This window comes from Flavobacterium sp., from assembly GCF_044357305.1.
Lineage (GTDB): Bacteria > Bacteroidota > Bacteroidia > Flavobacteriales > Flavobacteriaceae > Flavobacterium.
The window spans coordinates 58838-77546 of record NZ_JBIKPS010000004.1 but is presented as its reverse complement, the minus strand read 5'-3'; the positions used below and the strand labels follow the sequence as shown (position 1 = coordinate 77546).

Below are 18709 nucleotides of genomic sequence, written 5' to 3'. Positions count from 1 at the left end.
CCCAAAACTATTTTATTATGCAAGATATAATGACACCATCCATTAAAATAACTAGAGTTTCTGCGTCGAAAGTCAACGAAGTAGATTTAAATAACATTACTATGGGAACCAATTTCACCGATCACATGTTTATTTGTGATTATGAAAATGGCGCATGGAGTAACCCAAGGATAGAGCCTTTAGCCTTAATTCCTACCCATCCTGCAGCCATGGCGTTGCATTATGGGCAAGCGATTTTTGAAGGCATGAAAGCAACTTTAGGGAAAGACGGAACTGCTTTATTATTCCGTCCAGATGAAAATGCAAAACGATTTAATCATAGTGCGGATCGAATGGGAATGCCTTCGTTTCCAGAAGATTTGTTTGTGGAAGCCTTAAAGCAATTTACCGCTTTAGAAAAAAATTGGATTCCAACCAAAGAAGGAAGTGCGTTGTATTTACGCCCGTTTATGTATGCGGATGAAGCATTTATTGGAATGCGTGCCGCAACGAGTTTTAAATTCATTGTGATGGCATCTCCAGCGGGACCATTTTTTAATAGAAAAATCAAATTATACGCTGAGAAAAAATACGTTCGTGCCGTAAATGGTGGAACAGGTGAAGCAAAAGCAGCCGGAAACTATGCCGCAGCTATTCGCCCAACGGAATATGCAAAAGCAAAAGGTTACGACCAAGTATTGTGGTTGGATGCTCAAGATTTTGAATACATTCAAGAAGTGGGAACGATGAATATTTTCTTTAAAATAGATGGAAAATTCATAACGCCCGATTTAAGTGGTTCGATTTTATCCGGAATTACCCGAATGAGTGTGATTGATTTATTGCGAAGCAAAGGTTTTGAAGTTACTGAAAGACCGATTACGATTTCTGAAATTATGGAAGCCTCTAAAAACGGAATTTTGGAAGAAGCATTCGGAACCGGAACTGCTGTAGGAATTGCGATGATAGAAGAAATTGGAAATAATGATTTATTGATTCAATTTCCAGTTGAAAATCCAGTTTCTGTTATGGTAAACGATACGTTGAATGCTATAAAACTGCAAAACGAAGAAGATGCATTTGGTTGGATTGTAGAGGCAAAGTAAAAAAATTGAACCATTAAGGTATTAAGTTTCATTAAGTTTTTCCTTAATCTTTCTTAATACCTTAATGGTTCAAAAAAAAATAGTTCAAATAAATGTTAGACAAAAAAATATTAGAAAAAGCATTTTCAACAATGGCAACTGCTAAGGCAATGTCGAATTTGTATGAAGATAATTTTAAGATTGTTTCCAAGTACGTGCATGCCACTTCGCGTGGTCATGAAGCGATTCAAATTGCCATGGCGATGCAATTGTTACCGCAAGATTATGCGTTTCCATACTATCGGGATGATGCGATGTTGCTGGGAATTGGAATGCGACCGTATGATTTGATGTTGCAATTGATGGCCAAAAAAGACGATCCATTTTCGGGTGGACGAACCTATTATTGCCATCCGAGTTTGAAAGATGCCGATAAACCTAAAATTCCGCACCAATCTTCTGCAACAGGAATGCAAGCGATTCCTGCAACTGGAGCAGCAATGGGTTTTTGGTATAAAGAGAACCTCACCCCAGCCCTCTCCAAAGGAGAGGGAGAAGGATTTGCTATTCCCCCTTCGGGGGCTAGGGGGCTTGTAGTTTGCTCATTAGGCGATGCATCCGTAACCGAAGGAGAAATTGCAGAAGCCTTGCAAATGGCAGCCTTAAAACAACTTCCTATTTTGTATTTGGTACAAGATAACGGTTGGGATATTTCGGCTAATGCTGCCGAAACTCGTGCACAAAATGCGTTTGAATATGCTAAAGGATTTCACGGAATTGAAGCGATTTCTATTGATGGCGCTAATTTTACGGAGAGTTATTTAGCACTTCAAAAAGTGGTAAAAACCATTCGGGAAGAACGAAGACCGTTTTTGGTTCATGCCAAAGTTCCGTTGTTGAACCACCATACTTCGGGGGTTCGCATGGAATGGTATCGTGATGATTTGGAAGAAGCACAATCGCGGGATCCGTATCCAGTTTTGATGCAACAAATGTTGGATGCTGGTTTTAAACAAGAAGAAATAAATAAAATTGAATCGGAAGTTGCCACTTTGGTTCAAAAGGATTTTGATAGAGCACAATTGGCGGAAGATCCTTCTCCAGAAGATTTATTCACACATGATTTTGCTCCAACACCCATTACAGAAGAAGTTGGCGAACGAAATCCACCACGAGAAGACAAAGTAGTGATGGTTGATTGTGCACTTTTTGCTGTGGAAGAATTAATGAAAAAGCACCCCGAATGTTTGTTGTACGGACAAGACGTAGGCGGTCGATTGGGTGGCGTTTTTAGAGAAGCGGCTACTTTGGCACAAAAATTTGGCGACGAACGTGTTTTCAATACGCCCATTCAAGAAGCCTTTATTGTGGGTTCTACGGTTGGGATGTCGGCGGTTGGGTTGAAACCAATTGTTGAGGTACAATTTGCCGATTATATTTGGCCAGGATTGAACCAGTTGTTTACCGAAGTCAGTCGCTCGTGTTATTTATCTAACGGGAAATGGCCGGTGAGCATGATTTTGCGCGTACCGATTGGCGCTTACGGAAGTGGCGGGCCTTACCATTCGTCTTCTGTGGAAAGTGTTCTGACCAATATTCGTGGGATAAAAATTGCCTATCCAAGTAATGGTGCCGACTTAAAAGGACTTTTAAAAGCCGCATATTACGACCCAAATCCGGTGGTGATTTTGGAGCATAAAGGTTTGTATTGGAGTAAAGTGAAAGGTACCGATGCCGCAAGGGTTAACGAGCCGAGTGAAGATTATGTATTGCCATTCGGAAAAGCGAATATTGTTCAAGAAATATGGGAGCAAGAAACCGATGAAACTATAACCGTTATCACCTACGGAATGGGAGTGCATTGGGCATTAAATGCTTCGGCAACGATGAAAAACCAAGTGGAAATTATCGATTTGCGAACGTTGTATCCGCTGGATGAAGAAGCGATTTTTAAATCGGTTAAGAAAGCAAAAAAATGTTTGGTTGTAACCGAAGAACCAACTAATAATTCTTTCGCCAGAAGTTTGGCAGGATTAATTCAAGAAAAGTGTTTTAAACATTTGGATGCGCCAGTAATGGTGATTGGCTCCGAGAACATGCCAGCCATACCGCTTAACAGCGTTTTAGAGTTTACTATGATTCCGAATGTGGATAAGGTACGATTGAAAATGGAGGAACTTTTAAATTATTAGAAGCAATTTCCAGCTTTCCATTACAAGTTTTTGTGAACAATGCTTTTTTTGTAAGCCATAAAAAGAGCTTCCGTTGGTCGCTTTTTTATGGCAACAAAAAATAGCATTCTTTCACAAAAAGCTTTCCATTACAATCTGGGCTAGGGCAGTTGGTTTCAAAGGAACATTTTTTTCTAAAAATTCTTTAGAAAGGAGAAATCTTGCAAGATGAAATGTATAATTCAGATTTTTTTTTTAGTATCTTTACTTTATTAAAATTTTAAATATGAATTTAGAACAACATAAAACCAAAATCATTCAAAAAGTAAAAAACATTCAAGATGACAATCTTTTGGATCAAATGGATACTGTTTTAAATGGTGATTATGTTGTGGCTTACACAATTGACGATGAGCCTTTAACTAAAAATCAATACGTTAGTCACATAGAATCAATCTGTGAATCTATTGCAAAAGGTGCCAAAAATTTTACTACAGAAGAGGTTAAAAAACAAATTTTCTCTATAAAATAATGAATCTTGTTTGGTCGGTTGAAGCGAGTAATTCATTAGCAAGAATTTACTTTTACGTTCTTCAAGATAGCCCGAAAAATGCAGAAATGGTCATTAATAAAATCATCGAACTTGCAGAGGATTTAAAAGACGAACGTTTTGAATATTCTATGGATCCAATAATAAATAAACAAAAATTTCGTCATAAAAGTATTTGGAGTTATAAAATCATCTAGGAACGAAGTTTTGAGAATGTCATAATATTAGATATTTTCGATGCAAGACAAAATCCAGATAAGTTGAATAGTTATTAAGTTTCTAGGTAATTTTTATCTGTTAATGCCATTTTTTTACTTATCCCAGATAATGTGTAAATGCTTTTATGGCTGCGAGGTCAGGACCATCGCAGAGAATCACGGCACTATAGAACACTTCTGGGAGCTGGGGGATTTATAAATTCTAATAAAAGTTCTCTTAAAATTAATGCTTTTGGTATTTGTAAAGTAACTATGAAAGATTATTCTAATCCTCAAGAGTTACATCCCTATTTACAGTGAACTTAAAATCTTTTAGCATGTTTTTTTATTGTTATTAAAACTTAGCAGTTAACATTTCATTTAATAATATTCCACTTACAATACTTGTTAAAAGGGTCAATTGTTCAATATTGTTAACATGGGGAATAGATATTCCGCCTTCTTTATTGCAAGATAAAAATACTGGGGAAGGGATTATTTTCAATAAATCTTCATTGTACCAACCAATTTTATAATAACCAATTGGAAAAGAAATTTCAAAATAAACTTCTATTTGATAATTTTTACTATCGTATTCAATCTGAATTTTTTTCATGGTTTACATTATTCTTTGATTACTTTAAGAATTTGTTTTTTATCATCTGATTCAACTTTAACGTAATAATTTCCCGATGATAAATTTGACAAGTCAATACTAAATTCACTATTGTTTTGATTTTTCTCAAACAATATTTGACCTAAAGAATTGAAAACAGTTACTTTATTTACAACAGTATTACCTTTTATGGTTAAATAGTCTTTAACAGGATTAGGATATATTACAAACTCATCAGATTTAATATTATTTATTCCTAAATTATTGATAATAGTTAAGTTTGTTATAGGAGCATCTTGAATTGTTATAGTGTCACCAGCCTGATTGTTAGCGGCATCAGCATAAGTATTAATAGGCGTTAGAGTCAATGATGAACCTAGAGGCGATTTAGTTTGTACTATCACCTTAAATAATAACCCTTGACCATTTATAGCTGCATTAGCATATCTTGTTAAACCAACACTTACACCAGTTGAAGAATTATAGTTCATAATCAAGCAATCAGAACCTGTAATACCAAATATGGAGCTAGTATAATCTATTGCAGCAGTACTTAAATCAAATATAGTGTTATCAAAAATAAGATTAACTGATATACCATAAAGTGCATTTAAACCACCTGTATTATTTAAACTAACATTAAAAGTTACTGTTTGTGGCAATGTTGCTGCGTTAATTATAGTGGTATTGGGTGTAACAACAAGTGTACCACCTGCAAGTGTATTTTGTTGGACTTTTGGGCTAATGGTAAAAGGCTTAGTATTTGCGTGTCTGGCATGAACTTGACTCATATTAAAACCAATGGCTGCTTGGTCAGCATTGTTGATTACACCGTCACCATTTGAATCTGCAAATACTTTGTAAGCATCACCATTTTGGGTACTATGATTATAACCCCACAGTGTAGCTGGTTGAGCATACCATTGAATAGTTGCGTTTGGCCTTGCAGGACCAGTTGAATTATAAAAGTATCCAATAGGTAGTAAATCAGCTGTAGAAACGGAATTTGATTTATTCAAATCACCAGGCCATACATCTACTTGATATGTAAAAGTATAACAAATAGTACCTTGATTATTCAAACCACAAGTTACACCAGATGCGTTATAGGCACTAATATCATCTAAATAAAAACAAAAAACAGTTCCATTTGGAATTGTTATGTTTTTAGGTTTAAAACGTAATGTATAAAATAAACCATTACCACTGTAACCTGTAGCCGCACCTACTTTTGAAATCCCAAAATCTGGAACGCCACTCGTTACTGTTGGTGGAGTAGAAATTACACTGCCACCTGAACCTAAAAGAGTACCTGCAGTATAACTGTCATAATCTAAATATTGATTTACCGCAGCGTTACCTTTTAACTTCATGTATAAGCTATATAGGTTTGTAACATTTGACAATTGAACATCAACAGTTAAATTGGTGTCAAATAGACCAAATGTAGTATTAGTAGATGTTAGACTTATATTACCAATTGTAGGAATAGGGTTAATATTCACAATAATAGACGTACTTTGTTGACATCCATTACTATTTGTAAAACTTGCAGTATATGTAGTTGTTGCATTAGGATATACAATTGGATTTGAAATCGAAGAAGAACTTAGTGAAGTAGAAGGAGTCCATTGAATATTTGGGTTAGCACTTAAAGAACCATTTAGTTGTAATTGAACAGCATTACCATTATTTATAGAAATACTTGTTGCTATTGTTCCATCAGCAGAGATACTAACTGTTGGCACAGAAAGAATAACAATCTGAGAGGTAGCCAAAAAACTAGAGCATCCACCATTTGCTGGAATAGTATAAGTAACCGTGTAGTTACCCGAATTAGAAGTGCTGGGAGTTATAGCACCAGTTGTAGTATTTATTATTAAACCAGTTGTTGAGCTATATACACCAGCTAAACCATAAGGTCCAGTAGCTGTCAATGAAACCGGCTGTGCTGTTGTCAATGTTTTGCAAAAAGGACTGCCAATATAATTAATAGTTGCTGTAGATAAAGCAGTAATTATAATTTGAGTTGATGCAATAACAGCAGAACATCCACCACTTGCAGGAGTTGAATAAGAAACAGTATATGTTCCTGGGGTTGATGTACTAGGTGTGATTGCACCTGTTGTAGCGTTTATTAATAATCCAGTTGATGAACTGAAAGTACCACCTGAATAAGCACCAGTGCCATTTATTGTAACTGTTTGTGCTGAAACCAAAGATTTACAAAATGGACTACCTGAATAGTTAATTGTAACTGTTGGTAATGCTGTTATAGTTACTTGTGTTGTTGTAGTATATGCACAGCCACTACTTGTAGAAGTTGTATAAGTAATTGAATAAGTACCCGCTGTAGAGGTACTAGGTGTAATAGCACCCGTTGAAGTGTTTAAAGATAATCCAGTTGTTGAACTATAAGTACCGCCAATATATGTTCCAGTTCCAGTTAATGTAACAGGCTGTGGAGTTGTCAATGAACTACAAAAATATGGGCTACCCAAATAACTTATGCTTGCAGTTAAATTGGTATATACTTTTCTAACTAAATTATTTGTAACATCTGCAACATATAAATTACCTGTTGCGTCAATTGCAACTCCACTAGGAAAATTAAATGTGGCATTAGTTCCGTTACCATCGGCAGTTCCTACAACACCAATTCCCGCAAGCGTTGACACTAAGCCTGACGAAGTGATTGCTCTAATTTTGTTATTATTACCACCTGCTACATATACATTACCCGAAGTATCGACTGCAACATCTTGAGGGTTAGCAAACTGGGCTGCAGTCCCTGTTCCGTTAGCTGAACCAATAGTCCCACTGCCAGCAAGGGTAGTAACCACACCAGAAGAAGTAATTTTTCTTATTCTATGATTAAGTTGGTCAGCAACATACACATTACCTAAAGCATCAACCGTAATGCCTCTAGGACTATTAAACTGAGCTGAAGTGCCCGTTCCATCTAAATATCCTGTTTGTGAAGAACCAGCAAAATTGGCTGCCACACCTGACGGATTGATTTTCATAATTTGTGAACCATTTGAAGTAACATAAACATTTCCAGAAACATCAACTGCAATCCCCGTAGGATAAAAAATAGAAGCAAAAGTGGTTACTACACCTGATGGTGTAATTTTTCTTATCACGGAATTACTTGTATCTGCCACGTATACATTACCAAAATTATCTGCCTCAATAGCATACGGTGAATTAAACTGAGCTGAAGTTCCCGTGCCATCGGCATAACCTTGTGTAGAACCAGCAAGGGTTGTTACAACTCCTGGCGGGGTAATTTTTCTTATTTTATGGTTTAATCTATCAGCAACATATATATTACCTAAACCGTCAACGGCTATACTGTAAGGACTATAAAACTTTGCAGCAGTTCCCGTGCCATCGGCATAACCTTGTGTAGAACCTGCTAAAGTGGAAACACATTGAGCATTTAACGTAATAGCAAATAATATGCTTAATATTAAGATAATTTTTTTCATGATAAAGATTTATTTGAAATTTAAAATGGTATAAACATTATTAATTACCGTACCAGTAATAATTTTATTTTGTAATTCTAAAAGATTTACATTACAAATCAATGGAAGACCAGTAAATTGGTCATGTGGATTATAGTGAATATTATTTATTCTTACTTCTTTTATAGGAATTATATAATGGAATTTTACTTGAAAAATTTCATTGAAATGCAATTCAAAATTAATAGGCGTTAATAATTCATCTAATATATCCATAATGTAATTTTTTAACAAATGTATAAATTAAATCTTAAAAACAGTCATATTTGACTTGAAATATACGTTCCTGTTTTTATGGCTACTTACTTATAATTTTCGTGTTTTAATTATGAGTAATGAGAAAAACAGAAATACCCGAATCGGTTAAGATTATCGGAATTAATATAAAGTTGATTATTAAAGAAAAAAATCTTAAAGTAAGACATGTTGCTCATGATTCAGATTTAGATATTGAGGCATTAAGACGTTATATGCTTGGCAAACAAATTATGGGAATTGATAAACTTGTTCGTATTAGCATAGCCTTAAATGTAGAAATATCTCAACTTTTTCGAAATATATAAGGGCTAATAAATAAAAATAATCATCGCTAAATTTGATTAGAATTCAAACTTTAAGCAAATACCAATAGCAGCACTTGAACACCTTTATGTAATTTGTATTAAAGTTACCTCTGTCTTATCTTTAAATAAGTTAACATTTTTAGGAGATTCCTACGGAATGACAACTTTGTGCTGAATTGTTTAGTAATTTTGCATATATTCAATACCATTACTAGGTAGCCCTGATGCTGGAATTGTTTGAGCTCTTGGCGTTTTTTTCTTTAAAAAATGCCAAAGCGAGTTCCAGCAGCAGGAATGACATTTACTAAAATGCCCAAACCTTTCGCTTCAAAAAAAACAAAAAACCGCAACATTACTGCTACGGTTTGAGAGATTATTTGGCTTTGTATTTACAATAGTGTAAACTGCCAACTGAAAACGGAACACTGCCTATTTTTTAACTGGTGGATATTGTGATAATATTCTATCTACAAATTCTTTAATACGCGCGTCTTTTTGTTCGGTATCTTTGGTTAGATAACCGCTTCCTTCGCCTTGCCACACTAGTTCTTTGGTTTTAGCATCGACTAAATCAATGTATAAAGTGCCTTCGGGAGTGACGTAAGTGGAGTTGTATCCCATACCCATATAAGGGCTCCATCCCCAACCAAATCCCCAACCAAAACCGGCATTGTTGTAGATGTCTACTCGTTGGTTTTCTTTGGTGAAAATGCTAATTAGTAAATCGGGAGTTTCGCTTTTGGTGAATCCTTTGGTTGCTAGAGCATCGTCTATAGAATGCAAAATTCGCTTCTTGTCTAAGTCAGAAATTTCTACTTTGTCGATGGCACTTTTTAAGTAGGCATAGGTTTTGTAACTTGAAAAATTAGCCTTTTTGTCGTAATCGGCATTTACTCTAACCGAATTGCACGATGCCAAAACGAAGAGCAGAAGTACGGGGATAAATTTTAGTTTTTTCATAGCTTTATAATTTTTTGTTTAATAAGTTTAAAGTTGTTTAAAATTGTTGGACTTGTTGTGAGTTTTTTTTTAAACCCTTAAACCTAAAACAATTTTAAACTAAAATAAATTATCATCTACTAAATTAGGGATGGTAATTTTTAATAAAGGTTGCGTGGCCATGGCTCTTTTTATTGCAAAAATTGCTCCTTCGTTTCGCGCCCAACTTCTTCTTGAAATTCCGTTGTTTACATCCCAGAACAGCATCGATTCCAAACGTTTAGATGATTCTTTAGAACCATCAAGAACCATACCAAAACCACCATTAATTACTTCGCCCCAACCAACGCCGCCACCATTGTGAATAGACACCCAAGTTGCTCCTCGGAAGCTATCGCCAATGACATTTTGTATTGCCATATCGGCAGTAAAACGGGAGCCATCATAAATATTGGAAGTTTCTCTGTAAGGAGAATCGGTTCCAGAAACATCGTGGTGATCGCGCCCTAAAATAATGTAGCCAATTTCGCCACGCGCTATAGCTTGGTTAAAGGCTTCGGCTATTTTAACACGTCCTTCGGCATCGGCATAAAGAATTCTTGCTTGCGACCCTACTACTAATTTATTTTCTTGGGCACCTTTAATCCATTGGATATTATCGGCCATTTGTTGCTGGATTTCTTCGGGTGAATTCTGCATCATTTCTTCTAGAACATCACAAGCAATTTTGTCGGTTTTGGCTAAATCTTCTGGATTACCAGAAGCGCAAACCCAACGGAAGGGACCAAATCCATAATCAAAACACATAGGTCCCATGATGTCTTGAACGTAACTATTGTATTTAAAATCGATGTGGTTTTCGGCAAAAACATCAGCGCCTGCACGGGATGCTTCTAATAAAAAAGCATTTCCATAGTCGAAAAAATAGGTTCCTTTTTCCGTATGTTTATTAATTGCAGCGGCATGACGGCGAAGTGTTTTTTGGACTTCTTCTTTGAATTTATCCGGATTATTGGCCATCAATTCATTCGATTCTTCAAAGCTGTATCCAATAGGGTAGTACCCTCCAGCCCATGGATTGTGCAGTGATGTTTGATCGGAACCTAAATCGATATGCAGGTTTTCTTGGTCGAAACGCTCCCAAATATCTACTACATTTCCTAGGTAAGCGATGGAAACTACTTCTTTATTTTCTAGTGCTTTTTTTACTCGAGGCACTAAGTCTTCAATATGTTCTACCACTTCATTTATCCATCCTTGCGAATGGCGAATGTGGGTTATTTTCGGATTTACTTCGGCACAAACCGTTACACAGCCTGCAATATTTCCTGCTTTTGGTTGTGCTCCCGACATTCCGCCAAGTCCTGAGGTTACAAATAGACCTCCAGTTGGGGATTTTTTTATTTTTCGGAAACCATTCAAAACCGTTATGGTGGTGCCGTGAACAATTCCTTGCGGACCAATATACATATAACTTCCAGCTGTCATTTGTCCGTATTGCGAAACACCTAAGGCATTCATTTTTTCCCAATCGTCGGGTTTGGAATAATTTGGAATAACCATTCCGTTGGTGACAACTACTCTTGGCGCCTCTTTGTGGGAGGGAAATAACCCCATCGGGTGTCCAGAATACATGGCCAAAGTTTGTTCTTCGGTCATTTCTGCCAAGTATTTCATGGTCAAGCGGTATTGCGCCCAATTTTGAAATACGGCACCATTTCCGCCATAGGTAATCAATTCGTGTGGATGTTGTGCTACGGCATGATCCAAATTATTTTGAATCATCAGCATGATGGCTTTCGCTTGTTCGCATTTTCCGGGATATTCCTGAATTGGTCGGGCGTATATTTTGTAATCTGGTCGAAAACGGTACATATAAATACGACCATACGTTTCTAATTCCGCTTTAAATTCGGGAAGTAGTGTTGCATGATGTTCTGCTTCAAAATAACGTAAGGCATTCTTTAGCGCTAATTTTTTTTCTTCGGATGAAAGAATTTCCTTGCGTTTAGGCGCGTGATTTATTTCGATTTCATAAGGTTTTACATTCGGTAGTACCGATGGAATCCCTTGTAGTATTTGTTCTTGAAAAGTCATTATAAGTTTATAGTTTGTTGTTTATGGTTTGTTGTTTAGTAACAATTACTTTTTTTTAATAGTTCCCGTTTTTTTATCAAAACCATACGGGCAATGGCGGCAGCCACTTCGGCAACAGTGTCCTCGTTTTAAATGGTATTTTTCGGTGAAACAGCGGTAACCTTCGGGAGTGATGTAATAATCTTCGCCTTCAATTAATTTATTTTCCTTTTTATCTTCAAACATAACTACAAATTTAGCAACTTTGTACTATATGATAGTAGTAGTTTTTAAATATTTAACGCCAAAAGGTTTTCGAGGGTTAACTTTGTATCCTTTTGTTTTAATTTCTAATGCGAAGGATAGAAACGATAAGGTCTTTCTTAATCATGAAAAAATCCATATTAGGCAACAATTGGAGTTGTTGGTGTTTCCTTTTTATGTTTGGTATATTTTAGAATTTATGTTTCGATGGATTCAATTTAAAAATCGAAAAAAAGCATATTTTGCTATTTCATTTGAGAGAGAAGCTTATTCAAATGAAAAAGACCTTAACTATTTAAAGGAAAGGTCTTTTTGGAAATTTTTAATTTATAGATAGGTTTTCCAGTATTTAAAAAGCGAAAATATGGAAAGATATTTGTTCAATAAATTTAAGATAGGCTTTAAGATTGTTAACTTTGTATAAAAAACAAATTGGAAGTTTTAACTCAAGAAATTAAAATTAGTAATTCTACCGTGAAAGTGTTTATTCGACGGGAAGATTTAATCCATCCGTTTGTTTCTGGAAATAAATTCCGAAAACTCAAATATAATTTATTGCAAGCAACTAAAGAGAATCAAAAAACTCTTTTGACTTTTGGTGGAGCGTATTCCAATCATATTGCAGCTACTGCTTATGCAGGAAAAGAAAATGGATTCCAAACAATAGGAATTATAAGAGGTGATGAGTTGGCTTCCAAAATTGAAGAAAATCCAACATTGAAATTTGCTCAAGGATGTGGTATGAAATTTGAGTTTGTTTCAAGAGATGAATATCGATTAAAGGACACGGCTGATTTTATAGCTAATTTAAAAGAAAAATACGGTTCGTTTTATTTAGTTCCGGAAGGAGGAACGAATACCTATGCCATTTCGGGCTGTGAGGAGATTCTTACAAAAGAAGATGCTGTTTATGATTACATCTGTTGTGCTGTTGGAACGGGAGGAACTATTGCGGGAATAAATAATAGTGCCTCGGAAACTCAAAAAGTTTTAGGATTTCCTTCCTTAAAAGGCGACTTTTTACAAAAAGATATTTGTAATTTTGCAACAAAGGATAATTTCAAATTAATTTCTAATTATCACTTTGGAGGTTACGGAAAACTCAACGAGGAGTTAATCGCATTTATTAATTCATTTTATAAAGAAAATAAAATTCCTTTAGACCCAATTTATACTGGAAAGATGGTTTTTGGCGTTATAGACTTAATAAAGAATAATTATTTTCCAGAAAATTCTAAAATTCTGTTAATACATACAGGAGGAATTCAAGGGGTAGCAGGAATGAATTTGAAATTGAAGAATAAAAAATTACAAACAATACAATTTAATGATTAAGAAAATAGTTTTTGGATGCAGCATTATTTTGGCTACCGCTTGTGGTACTAGTCATCCTGCAGTTGCGTACTCTAAAAGTTCTAAAAAACCTGTTGTTAGAACGATAAAAAAACATACGCCATCAAGTCTAGAAAATAAAACGCAAGGATCTAAAAGTACTGGATCTACTGCTTCAGAAACAACGAAGTCGAATAATTCTACCGAGATTTTAGCGGCTACCACTAGAGTAAAAGTCACCACGGCTTTGGTTTTGGAATATATTGATAAATACAAAGAAATCGCCAAGCAAGACATGTTGCAATATGGAATTCCTGCAAGTATTACTTTAGGGCAAGGAATTTTGGAATCTGGAGCAGGAACAGGTCCTTTGAGCATTCAGGCCAACAATCATTTTGGGATTAAATGTCATAAAGAATGGACTGGTCCAAGTATTAAGTACGATGATGATGCTGCACAAGAATGTTTCCGACAATACACCGAACCTAAAGAATCGTATAGAGATCATTCTTTGTTTTTAACCTCTAGAGAACGGTATTCCAGTTTGTTTAAGTTAGATAAAGGTGATTATAAACTGTGGGCTAAAGGATTAAAAGATGCAGGTTATGCTACAGATGCAGCGTATTCTACTAAATTAATAAGTTTGATTGAACGTTACCAATTGCAAAAATTGGATGCCGAAGTTCTAGGAAGAGAATATATAGCGACTTCTTTAAATTCTATCGATAAAACCACTATCGCCAGTGTTACAAATTCCGATTTACATCAAGTAATTAAAGGGGATACCTTGTATTCTATTTCTAAAAGATATAATATTTCAATTGAGGATATAAAACGTAAGAATAATATTCCAGATACTGGAATAGCTATTGGTCAAAATTTAATTGTGAAATAGTATTTCACAGCAATACAATATAATTAATGCAATATCAAAGAAGTAGTCAGTTATTTGCTGAAGCAGAAAAAGTAATTCCTGGTGGTGTAAACTCTCCTGTACGAGCATTTAAAGGAGTAGGAGGTACACCAATTTTCGTTAAAAGCGCTAAAGGTGCTTATCTTTATGACGAAGATGGCAATAAACTAATAGATTATATAAATTCTTGGGGTCCTATGATTTTAGGACACGCGTACCAACCAGTTATTGATGCCATTATCGAAAGAGCAAAACTTGGTACTTCTTTCGGGATGCCAACCGAACTAGAAACCCAAATTGCAGAATTAGCAGTTTCCCTGGTTCCAAATATTGATAAAATTCGATTTGTAAATTCTGGTACTGAGGCTTGTATGAGTGCCATTCGTTTAGCGCGCGGATTTACAAAACGAGATAAAATAATAAAATTTGCAGGTTGTTACCACGGCCATTCCGATTCTTTTTTAATACAAGCGGGTAGTGGTGCGAGTACTTTTGGAACTCCAAATAGTCCCGGAGTTACTCAAGGGACTGCTAAAGATACTTTGCTTGCTAATTATAATGATTTAGAAAGCGTCCGAGTATTATTTGAAGCAAATAAAAATGAAATTGCTGCTTTAATTGTAGAGCCAGTTGCTGGAAATATGGGATGTATTCCGCCACAACCTGGGTTCTTAGAAGGGTTGCGACAGATTTGTTCCGACAATTATACATTATTACTTTTTGATGAAGTAATGACCGGATTTCGTTTGGCCAAAGGTGGTGTTCAAGAATTGTACAACATTAAGGCAGATATCGTTTGCTTCGGAAAAGTTATAGGTGGTGGATTACCTGTTGGTGCCTTTGCAGCAAGAGAAGAAATAATGAATCACTTAGCGCCTTTAGGTCCGGTATATCAAGCGGGAACGCTTTCTGGTAATCCTTTGGCAATGGCTGCTGGTTTATCGATGTTGCAATCTATAAACAGTGATGCAGAACTTTTTCAAAGACTAGCCGATAAAACTGCTTATTTAGAAACCGGAATTGCTAAAGTGCTTACGCAAAATGGAATTGAATTTACTGTTAATAGAGTGGGTTCTATGATTTCGGTTCATTTTGATAAAAATCCAGTAATCGATTTTCTAACTGCCAAGAATGGCGATAATGAAACTTTCAAAAAGTTCTTCCACGGTTTGTTAAACGAAGGGGTTTATATAGCACCTTCTGCTTACGAGACTTGGTTTATAACCGATGCTTTAACCTATGAAGATTTAGATTTCACTATTAATGCAGTAGATAAAGTCTCTAAAACATTTTAAACATAAATGAAAAATGCTCCGAATTGGGGCATTTTTTATATATATTCTAAGGTTCGTTCCAAAGCCATACCTCGAGAACCCTTTATTAATAAGGTTTTGTTCTGAAAAGGATTTTCTTTTAGAAATTCTGTAAAGGAGTCAAAGTCTTTGTAAAAATGAAAATTTGGATTTTCTATTTTGTTACTATAAAAGTCATTTCCAATAAAATAACATTCTGCATTGGAGTTTGATTTTAAATAAGTAATGATGGATTTATGTTCTGCTAGGCTTTCCTCACCAAGTTCAAACATATCTCCAATAACAATTGCTTTGTTGGTTTTATCCAACTGTAAAAAATTCTCCAAGGCTACTAGCATACTGCTTGGGTTTGCATTATAAGCGTCCAGGATGATTCCATTAGAGTTTTTGATGAGTAATTGCGATCGATTATTTTCAGGAATATAACTTTCAATTGCTACTTTAATATCTAAATCGGGCACTTCAAAATAAGTTCCTACAGTAATCGCTGCACTAATATTGTTGGCATTGTACAAGCCTATTAATTGTGAATGCACTTCTAATCCATGAAATTGCAATTGCACCAACGGATTGGCAACTACATTTTCAATAACAACGTTTGCTAATTTAGTAGTTTGACTAAAAGTAATTCGTTGAATTTCGTTTGTTCTATCAACTTGAATTGGATCGTCTAGATTTACAAATACTTTCTTGTTGTTGGATTTTAAATAATGGTACATTTCACTTTTGCCTTGAATTACACCCTGCACTCCGCCAAAACCTTCAAGATGGGCTTTCCCAAAATTAGTTATATAACCATAATTGGGTTGGGCAATATCGCAAAGGAATTCTATTTCTTTTAAATGGTTGGCACCCATTTCTACTATTCCAATTTGGGTGTCTGATGTGAAAGATAGTAAAGTAAGCGGAACACCAATGTGGTTATTCAAATTTCCAATCGTTGCTGTAGTTCGGTATTTTTTTGATAAAACTACCAAAATTAATTCTTTGGTTGTTGTTTTTCCATTGCTTCCAGTTAATGCAATGATAGGAATTTTTAAAAATTCCCTATGAAACTTTGCTAATTCTTGTAAAGTAGTCAAGCAGTTTACAACAAGAATAGTCCTGGAGTCTATGTAGTAGTCCTTATTGTCAATCAATACATAAGATGCACCTTTTTCTATAGCTTCTTTTGCAAAAGTATTAGCATCAAATCGTTCTCCTTTTAAGGCAACAAAAAAAGAGTTGTTTTGAATTTTTCTTGTATCTATTACTACTGAAGAACAACCAAGGAATAGTTTGTGAATTTCGTTTGTTGTCATTTTTAAAATACTTTAAAAAACAAAAAGCCCTAATAAAAGGGCTTTTGCTATATTAGATTAAAAAAATTATCTTTTTTTATTTCTTGCAGATTTTTTGAAATCTGATTTTGGTCCTACTCTTGACATAGCACATCTAAATCCGATATAGTCTGTTGCCATATCTTGTGGGAAATATCTTCTTTGGGCTGGGTCTAACCAATAAGCTCTGTCTCTCCAAGAACCACCTTTGTAAACTCTAGATATATCATCTACTAAAGTTGTTCTTTTGCTAGAGTGGTCATATTTACGAATCATGTTTCCAATACTATCTGTAGATACATTGTGAATTGGTGAATCGTACATTCTTTGGTTGTCTTTTAGTTTTCCATCTCCTTCTTCAGAGCCACTACCTAATTTGAAATTTCTTGAAGATTGTTTATCACCATCTCTATAATCTACTTCAAAACTTTTATCAAAATTTTGTCTTAGGTAAGTTTCTTTATCATCTACAGGTACTTGAGCGATTTGTCCAGCAAAGTTTCTAGCAATAAGTTTACCGTTTCTCATAGTATCAAATTTTTGAGTTTCTTGAGTCACTAATTCAACTTTTCCATCTTCGCCTAATTTGTTTTTAAAATACTCATTTCCTCTAAAGTAGTTAAAGTCATTCGCTTCATCATCAACTATTGGACGATAAACATCTGCTACCCATTCGGCAACATTTCCAGCCATGTCGTACAGTCCAAAATCATTTGGAGGGTATGATTTTACTTTGTTTGTGATATCAGCATTGTCATCAGACCATCCTGCAATTCCACCATAATCTCCTTTACCTTGTTTAAAGTTGGCTAATTGATCTCCTTTAATTTGTCTTTTACTTGTACGAGTATAACTTCCAGACCAAGGGTATTTTTTCTGTCCTTTATATGTATTGTATTCTCTTTGACCTACATCTGATGCAGCAGCATATTCCCATTCTGCTTCAGTTGGTAAACGATATTCTGGCAATATTATTCCAGAAGTTCTTTGAGCATAAACGTTTTTAGCTTCTTTATTTGTTCCGTCAGCACCTTTAGTTCCCCCTTTACCTGCTGCTTTGGAGTTTCTTGGTCCTTTTAAAACAATTTTATCATCTCCGCCAAAAGTTTTGGTAGGAGCAGCTAAGTAGGTAGTAGTGCTAAAAGTTGCTTCTGATTTTACATCTACTACTTTAGCATCTTTTTTCAAAAAGCCTTCTCTTTCTAAAACAGATTCGTTTACACGATCCGTTCTCCATTTACTAAATTCAGTTGCTTGAATCCAATTCACACCAACTACAGGATATTCTGCATAAGCAGGATGTCTTAAATAATGTTCGGTCATGGTTTCATTATACCCTAAACGGTTTCTCCATACTAAAGTATCAGGAGAAGCACCTTCATAGATGTTTTTGTAATTGTCTTCCTCGGGAGGAAAAACTCTTTTTAACCAATCTAAGTATTCCATGTACATTAGGTTAGTTACTTCTGTTTCGTCCATATAAAAGGACATGACATGTTGTTGGTTTGGCGTGTTGTTCCAATCGTGCATAGGGTCGTCTTGAACTTTACCCATTGTAAAGGTTCCGCCTTCAACTAATACTAATCCTGGTCCAGTCTCTTGCTTCTTAAACTTAGAAGCATACTGAAATCCGCCTTTTTTGTCATTAATTTTCCAGCCTGTACCTTTAGATCCAGCATTAGAACTAGATTTTTTGCTACAACTTGTAAAACTTAATGTGATTACTACTGCTAGTAATACTCTAATTGCCATAAACTTGTTTACTTTCATACTTAAGGAGGTAATAAATTTCGAGCCGCAATATAAGAATTAACCTTGAAATTGCAACACCTTTTTAAAAAAATAGATAAAATTATTTT

Annotated in this window: 16 protein-coding genes; 8 read left to right on the top strand and 8 right to left on the bottom strand. The window is 35.2% G+C overall.

Annotated features, from left to right (window positions below):
* Window positions 1-17 precede the first annotated feature (17 nt).
* The 4 genes from ACIQ2J_RS04695 (at window position 18) to ACIQ2J_RS04680 (ending at window position 3982) form a co-directional block, all read left to right on the top strand.
* Window positions 18-1085, top strand: coding sequence for a branched-chain amino acid aminotransferase (locus tag ACIQ2J_RS04695; protein ID WP_396167214.1), 1068 nt, complete (start codon window positions 18-20; stop codon window positions 1083-1085).
* Window positions 1086-1177: 92 nt separating this feature from the next.
* The gene (locus tag ACIQ2J_RS04690; protein ID WP_396167213.1) at window positions 1178-3256 is read left to right on the top strand and encodes a thiamine pyrophosphate-dependent enzyme; all 2079 of its coding nucleotides are present in this window, start codon (window positions 1178-1180) and stop codon (window positions 3254-3256) included.
* A gap of 265 nt (window positions 3257-3521) precedes the next feature.
* Window positions 3522-3767 carry a hypothetical protein gene (locus tag ACIQ2J_RS04685; protein ID WP_396167212.1) on the top strand — a complete coding sequence of 82 codons (246 nt, stop codon included), beginning with the start codon at window positions 3522-3524 and terminating at the stop codon, window positions 3765-3767.
* Window positions 3767-3982: a type II toxin-antitoxin system RelE/ParE family toxin gene (locus ACIQ2J_RS04680; protein ID WP_396167211.1), complete on the top strand. Its 216-nt coding sequence runs from the start codon at window positions 3767-3769 to the stop codon at window positions 3980-3982. Before ACIQ2J_RS04685 ends, ACIQ2J_RS04680 begins: the two co-directional genes overlap by 1 nt.
* A 355-nt stretch (window positions 3983-4337) precedes the next feature.
* Here the strand turns inward: ACIQ2J_RS04680 and ACIQ2J_RS04675 are convergent, their stop codons facing one another.
* The 3 genes from ACIQ2J_RS04675 to ACIQ2J_RS04665 are packed head-to-tail and all read right to left on the bottom strand — an operon-like array spanning window position 4338 to window position 8347.
* A complete protein-coding gene (locus ACIQ2J_RS04675; protein ID WP_396167209.1) occupies window positions 4338-4598 on the bottom strand; it encodes a hypothetical protein in 261 nt (86 codons plus the stop codon).
* 8 nt (window positions 4599-4606) lie between these two features.
* Window positions 4607-8092, bottom strand: a complete 3486-nt coding sequence (locus tag ACIQ2J_RS04670; RefSeq protein ID WP_396167208.1) for a T9SS type A sorting domain-containing protein — start codon at window positions 8090-8092, stop codon at window positions 4607-4609.
* Window positions 8093-8101: 9 nt separating this feature from the next.
* Window positions 8102-8347: a hypothetical protein gene (locus tag ACIQ2J_RS04665; protein WP_396167207.1), complete on the bottom strand. Its 246-nt coding sequence runs from the start codon at window positions 8345-8347 to the stop codon at window positions 8102-8104.
* A 119-nt stretch (window positions 8348-8466) separates the two neighbouring features.
* On the opposite strand from ACIQ2J_RS04665, the gene ACIQ2J_RS04660 reads away from it, so the two are divergent.
* Window positions 8467-8694 (top strand): hypothetical protein, encoded by a 228-nt coding sequence (locus tag ACIQ2J_RS04660; protein WP_396167206.1) that lies wholly within the window; start codon window positions 8467-8469, stop codon window positions 8692-8694.
* A 429-nt stretch (window positions 8695-9123) separates the two neighbouring features.
* Here ACIQ2J_RS04660 and ACIQ2J_RS04655 read toward each other — a convergent pair whose 3' ends face one another.
* From ACIQ2J_RS04655 to ACIQ2J_RS04645, 3 genes are all read right to left on the bottom strand, one after another.
* Complete coding sequence (locus tag ACIQ2J_RS04655) at window positions 9124-9654, bottom strand: DUF4136 domain-containing protein (protein ID WP_396167205.1); 531 nt, start codon at window positions 9652-9654, stop codon at window positions 9124-9126.
* A gap of 99 nt (window positions 9655-9753) precedes the next feature.
* On the bottom strand, window positions 9754-11730 hold the full coding sequence (locus tag ACIQ2J_RS04650) for a urocanate hydratase (protein ID WP_396167204.1): 1977 nt from the start codon (window positions 11728-11730) through the stop codon (window positions 9754-9756).
* Window positions 11731-11775: 45 nt separating this feature from the next.
* Entirely contained in the window at window positions 11776-11955 is a 180-nt protein-coding gene (locus ACIQ2J_RS04645; RefSeq protein ID WP_396167203.1) for a DUF5522 domain-containing protein, read from the bottom strand.
* A gap of 450 nt (window positions 11956-12405) precedes the next feature.
* Between ACIQ2J_RS04645 and ACIQ2J_RS04640 the strand changes: the two genes are divergently transcribed.
* Genes ACIQ2J_RS04640 through hemL form a run of 3 tightly spaced genes read left to right on the top strand, consistent with a single transcriptional unit; the run spans window position 12406 to window position 15513 of the window.
* Window positions 12406-13308 carry a 1-aminocyclopropane-1-carboxylate deaminase/D-cysteine desulfhydrase gene (locus ACIQ2J_RS04640; RefSeq protein ID WP_396167202.1) on the top strand — a complete coding sequence of 301 codons (903 nt, stop codon included), beginning with the start codon at window positions 12406-12408 and terminating at the stop codon, window positions 13306-13308.
* The gene (locus tag ACIQ2J_RS04635; protein ID WP_396167201.1) at window positions 13301-14200 is read left to right on the top strand and encodes a glucosaminidase domain-containing protein; all 900 of its coding nucleotides are present in this window, start codon (window positions 13301-13303) and stop codon (window positions 14198-14200) included. The genes ACIQ2J_RS04640 and ACIQ2J_RS04635 overlap by 8 nt, the downstream gene beginning before the upstream one ends.
* A 26-nt stretch (window positions 14201-14226) precedes the next feature.
* Window positions 14227-15513 (top strand): glutamate-1-semialdehyde 2,1-aminomutase, encoded by a 1287-nt coding sequence (hemL, locus tag ACIQ2J_RS04630; protein ID WP_396167200.1) that lies wholly within the window; start codon window positions 14227-14229, stop codon window positions 15511-15513.
* Between the two features lie 35 nt (window positions 15514-15548).
* Here the strand turns inward: hemL and murF are convergent, their stop codons facing one another.
* On the bottom strand, window positions 15549-16832 hold the full coding sequence (murF, locus tag ACIQ2J_RS04625) for a UDP-N-acetylmuramoyl-tripeptide--D-alanyl-D-alanine ligase (protein ID WP_396167199.1): 1284 nt from the start codon (window positions 16830-16832) through the stop codon (window positions 15549-15551).
* A gap of 66 nt (window positions 16833-16898) precedes the next feature.
* On the bottom strand, window positions 16899-18620 hold the full coding sequence (gldJ, locus tag ACIQ2J_RS04620) for a gliding motility lipoprotein GldJ (protein WP_396167198.1): 1722 nt from the start codon (window positions 18618-18620) through the stop codon (window positions 16899-16901).
* Window positions 18621-18709: the final 89 nt, after the last annotated feature.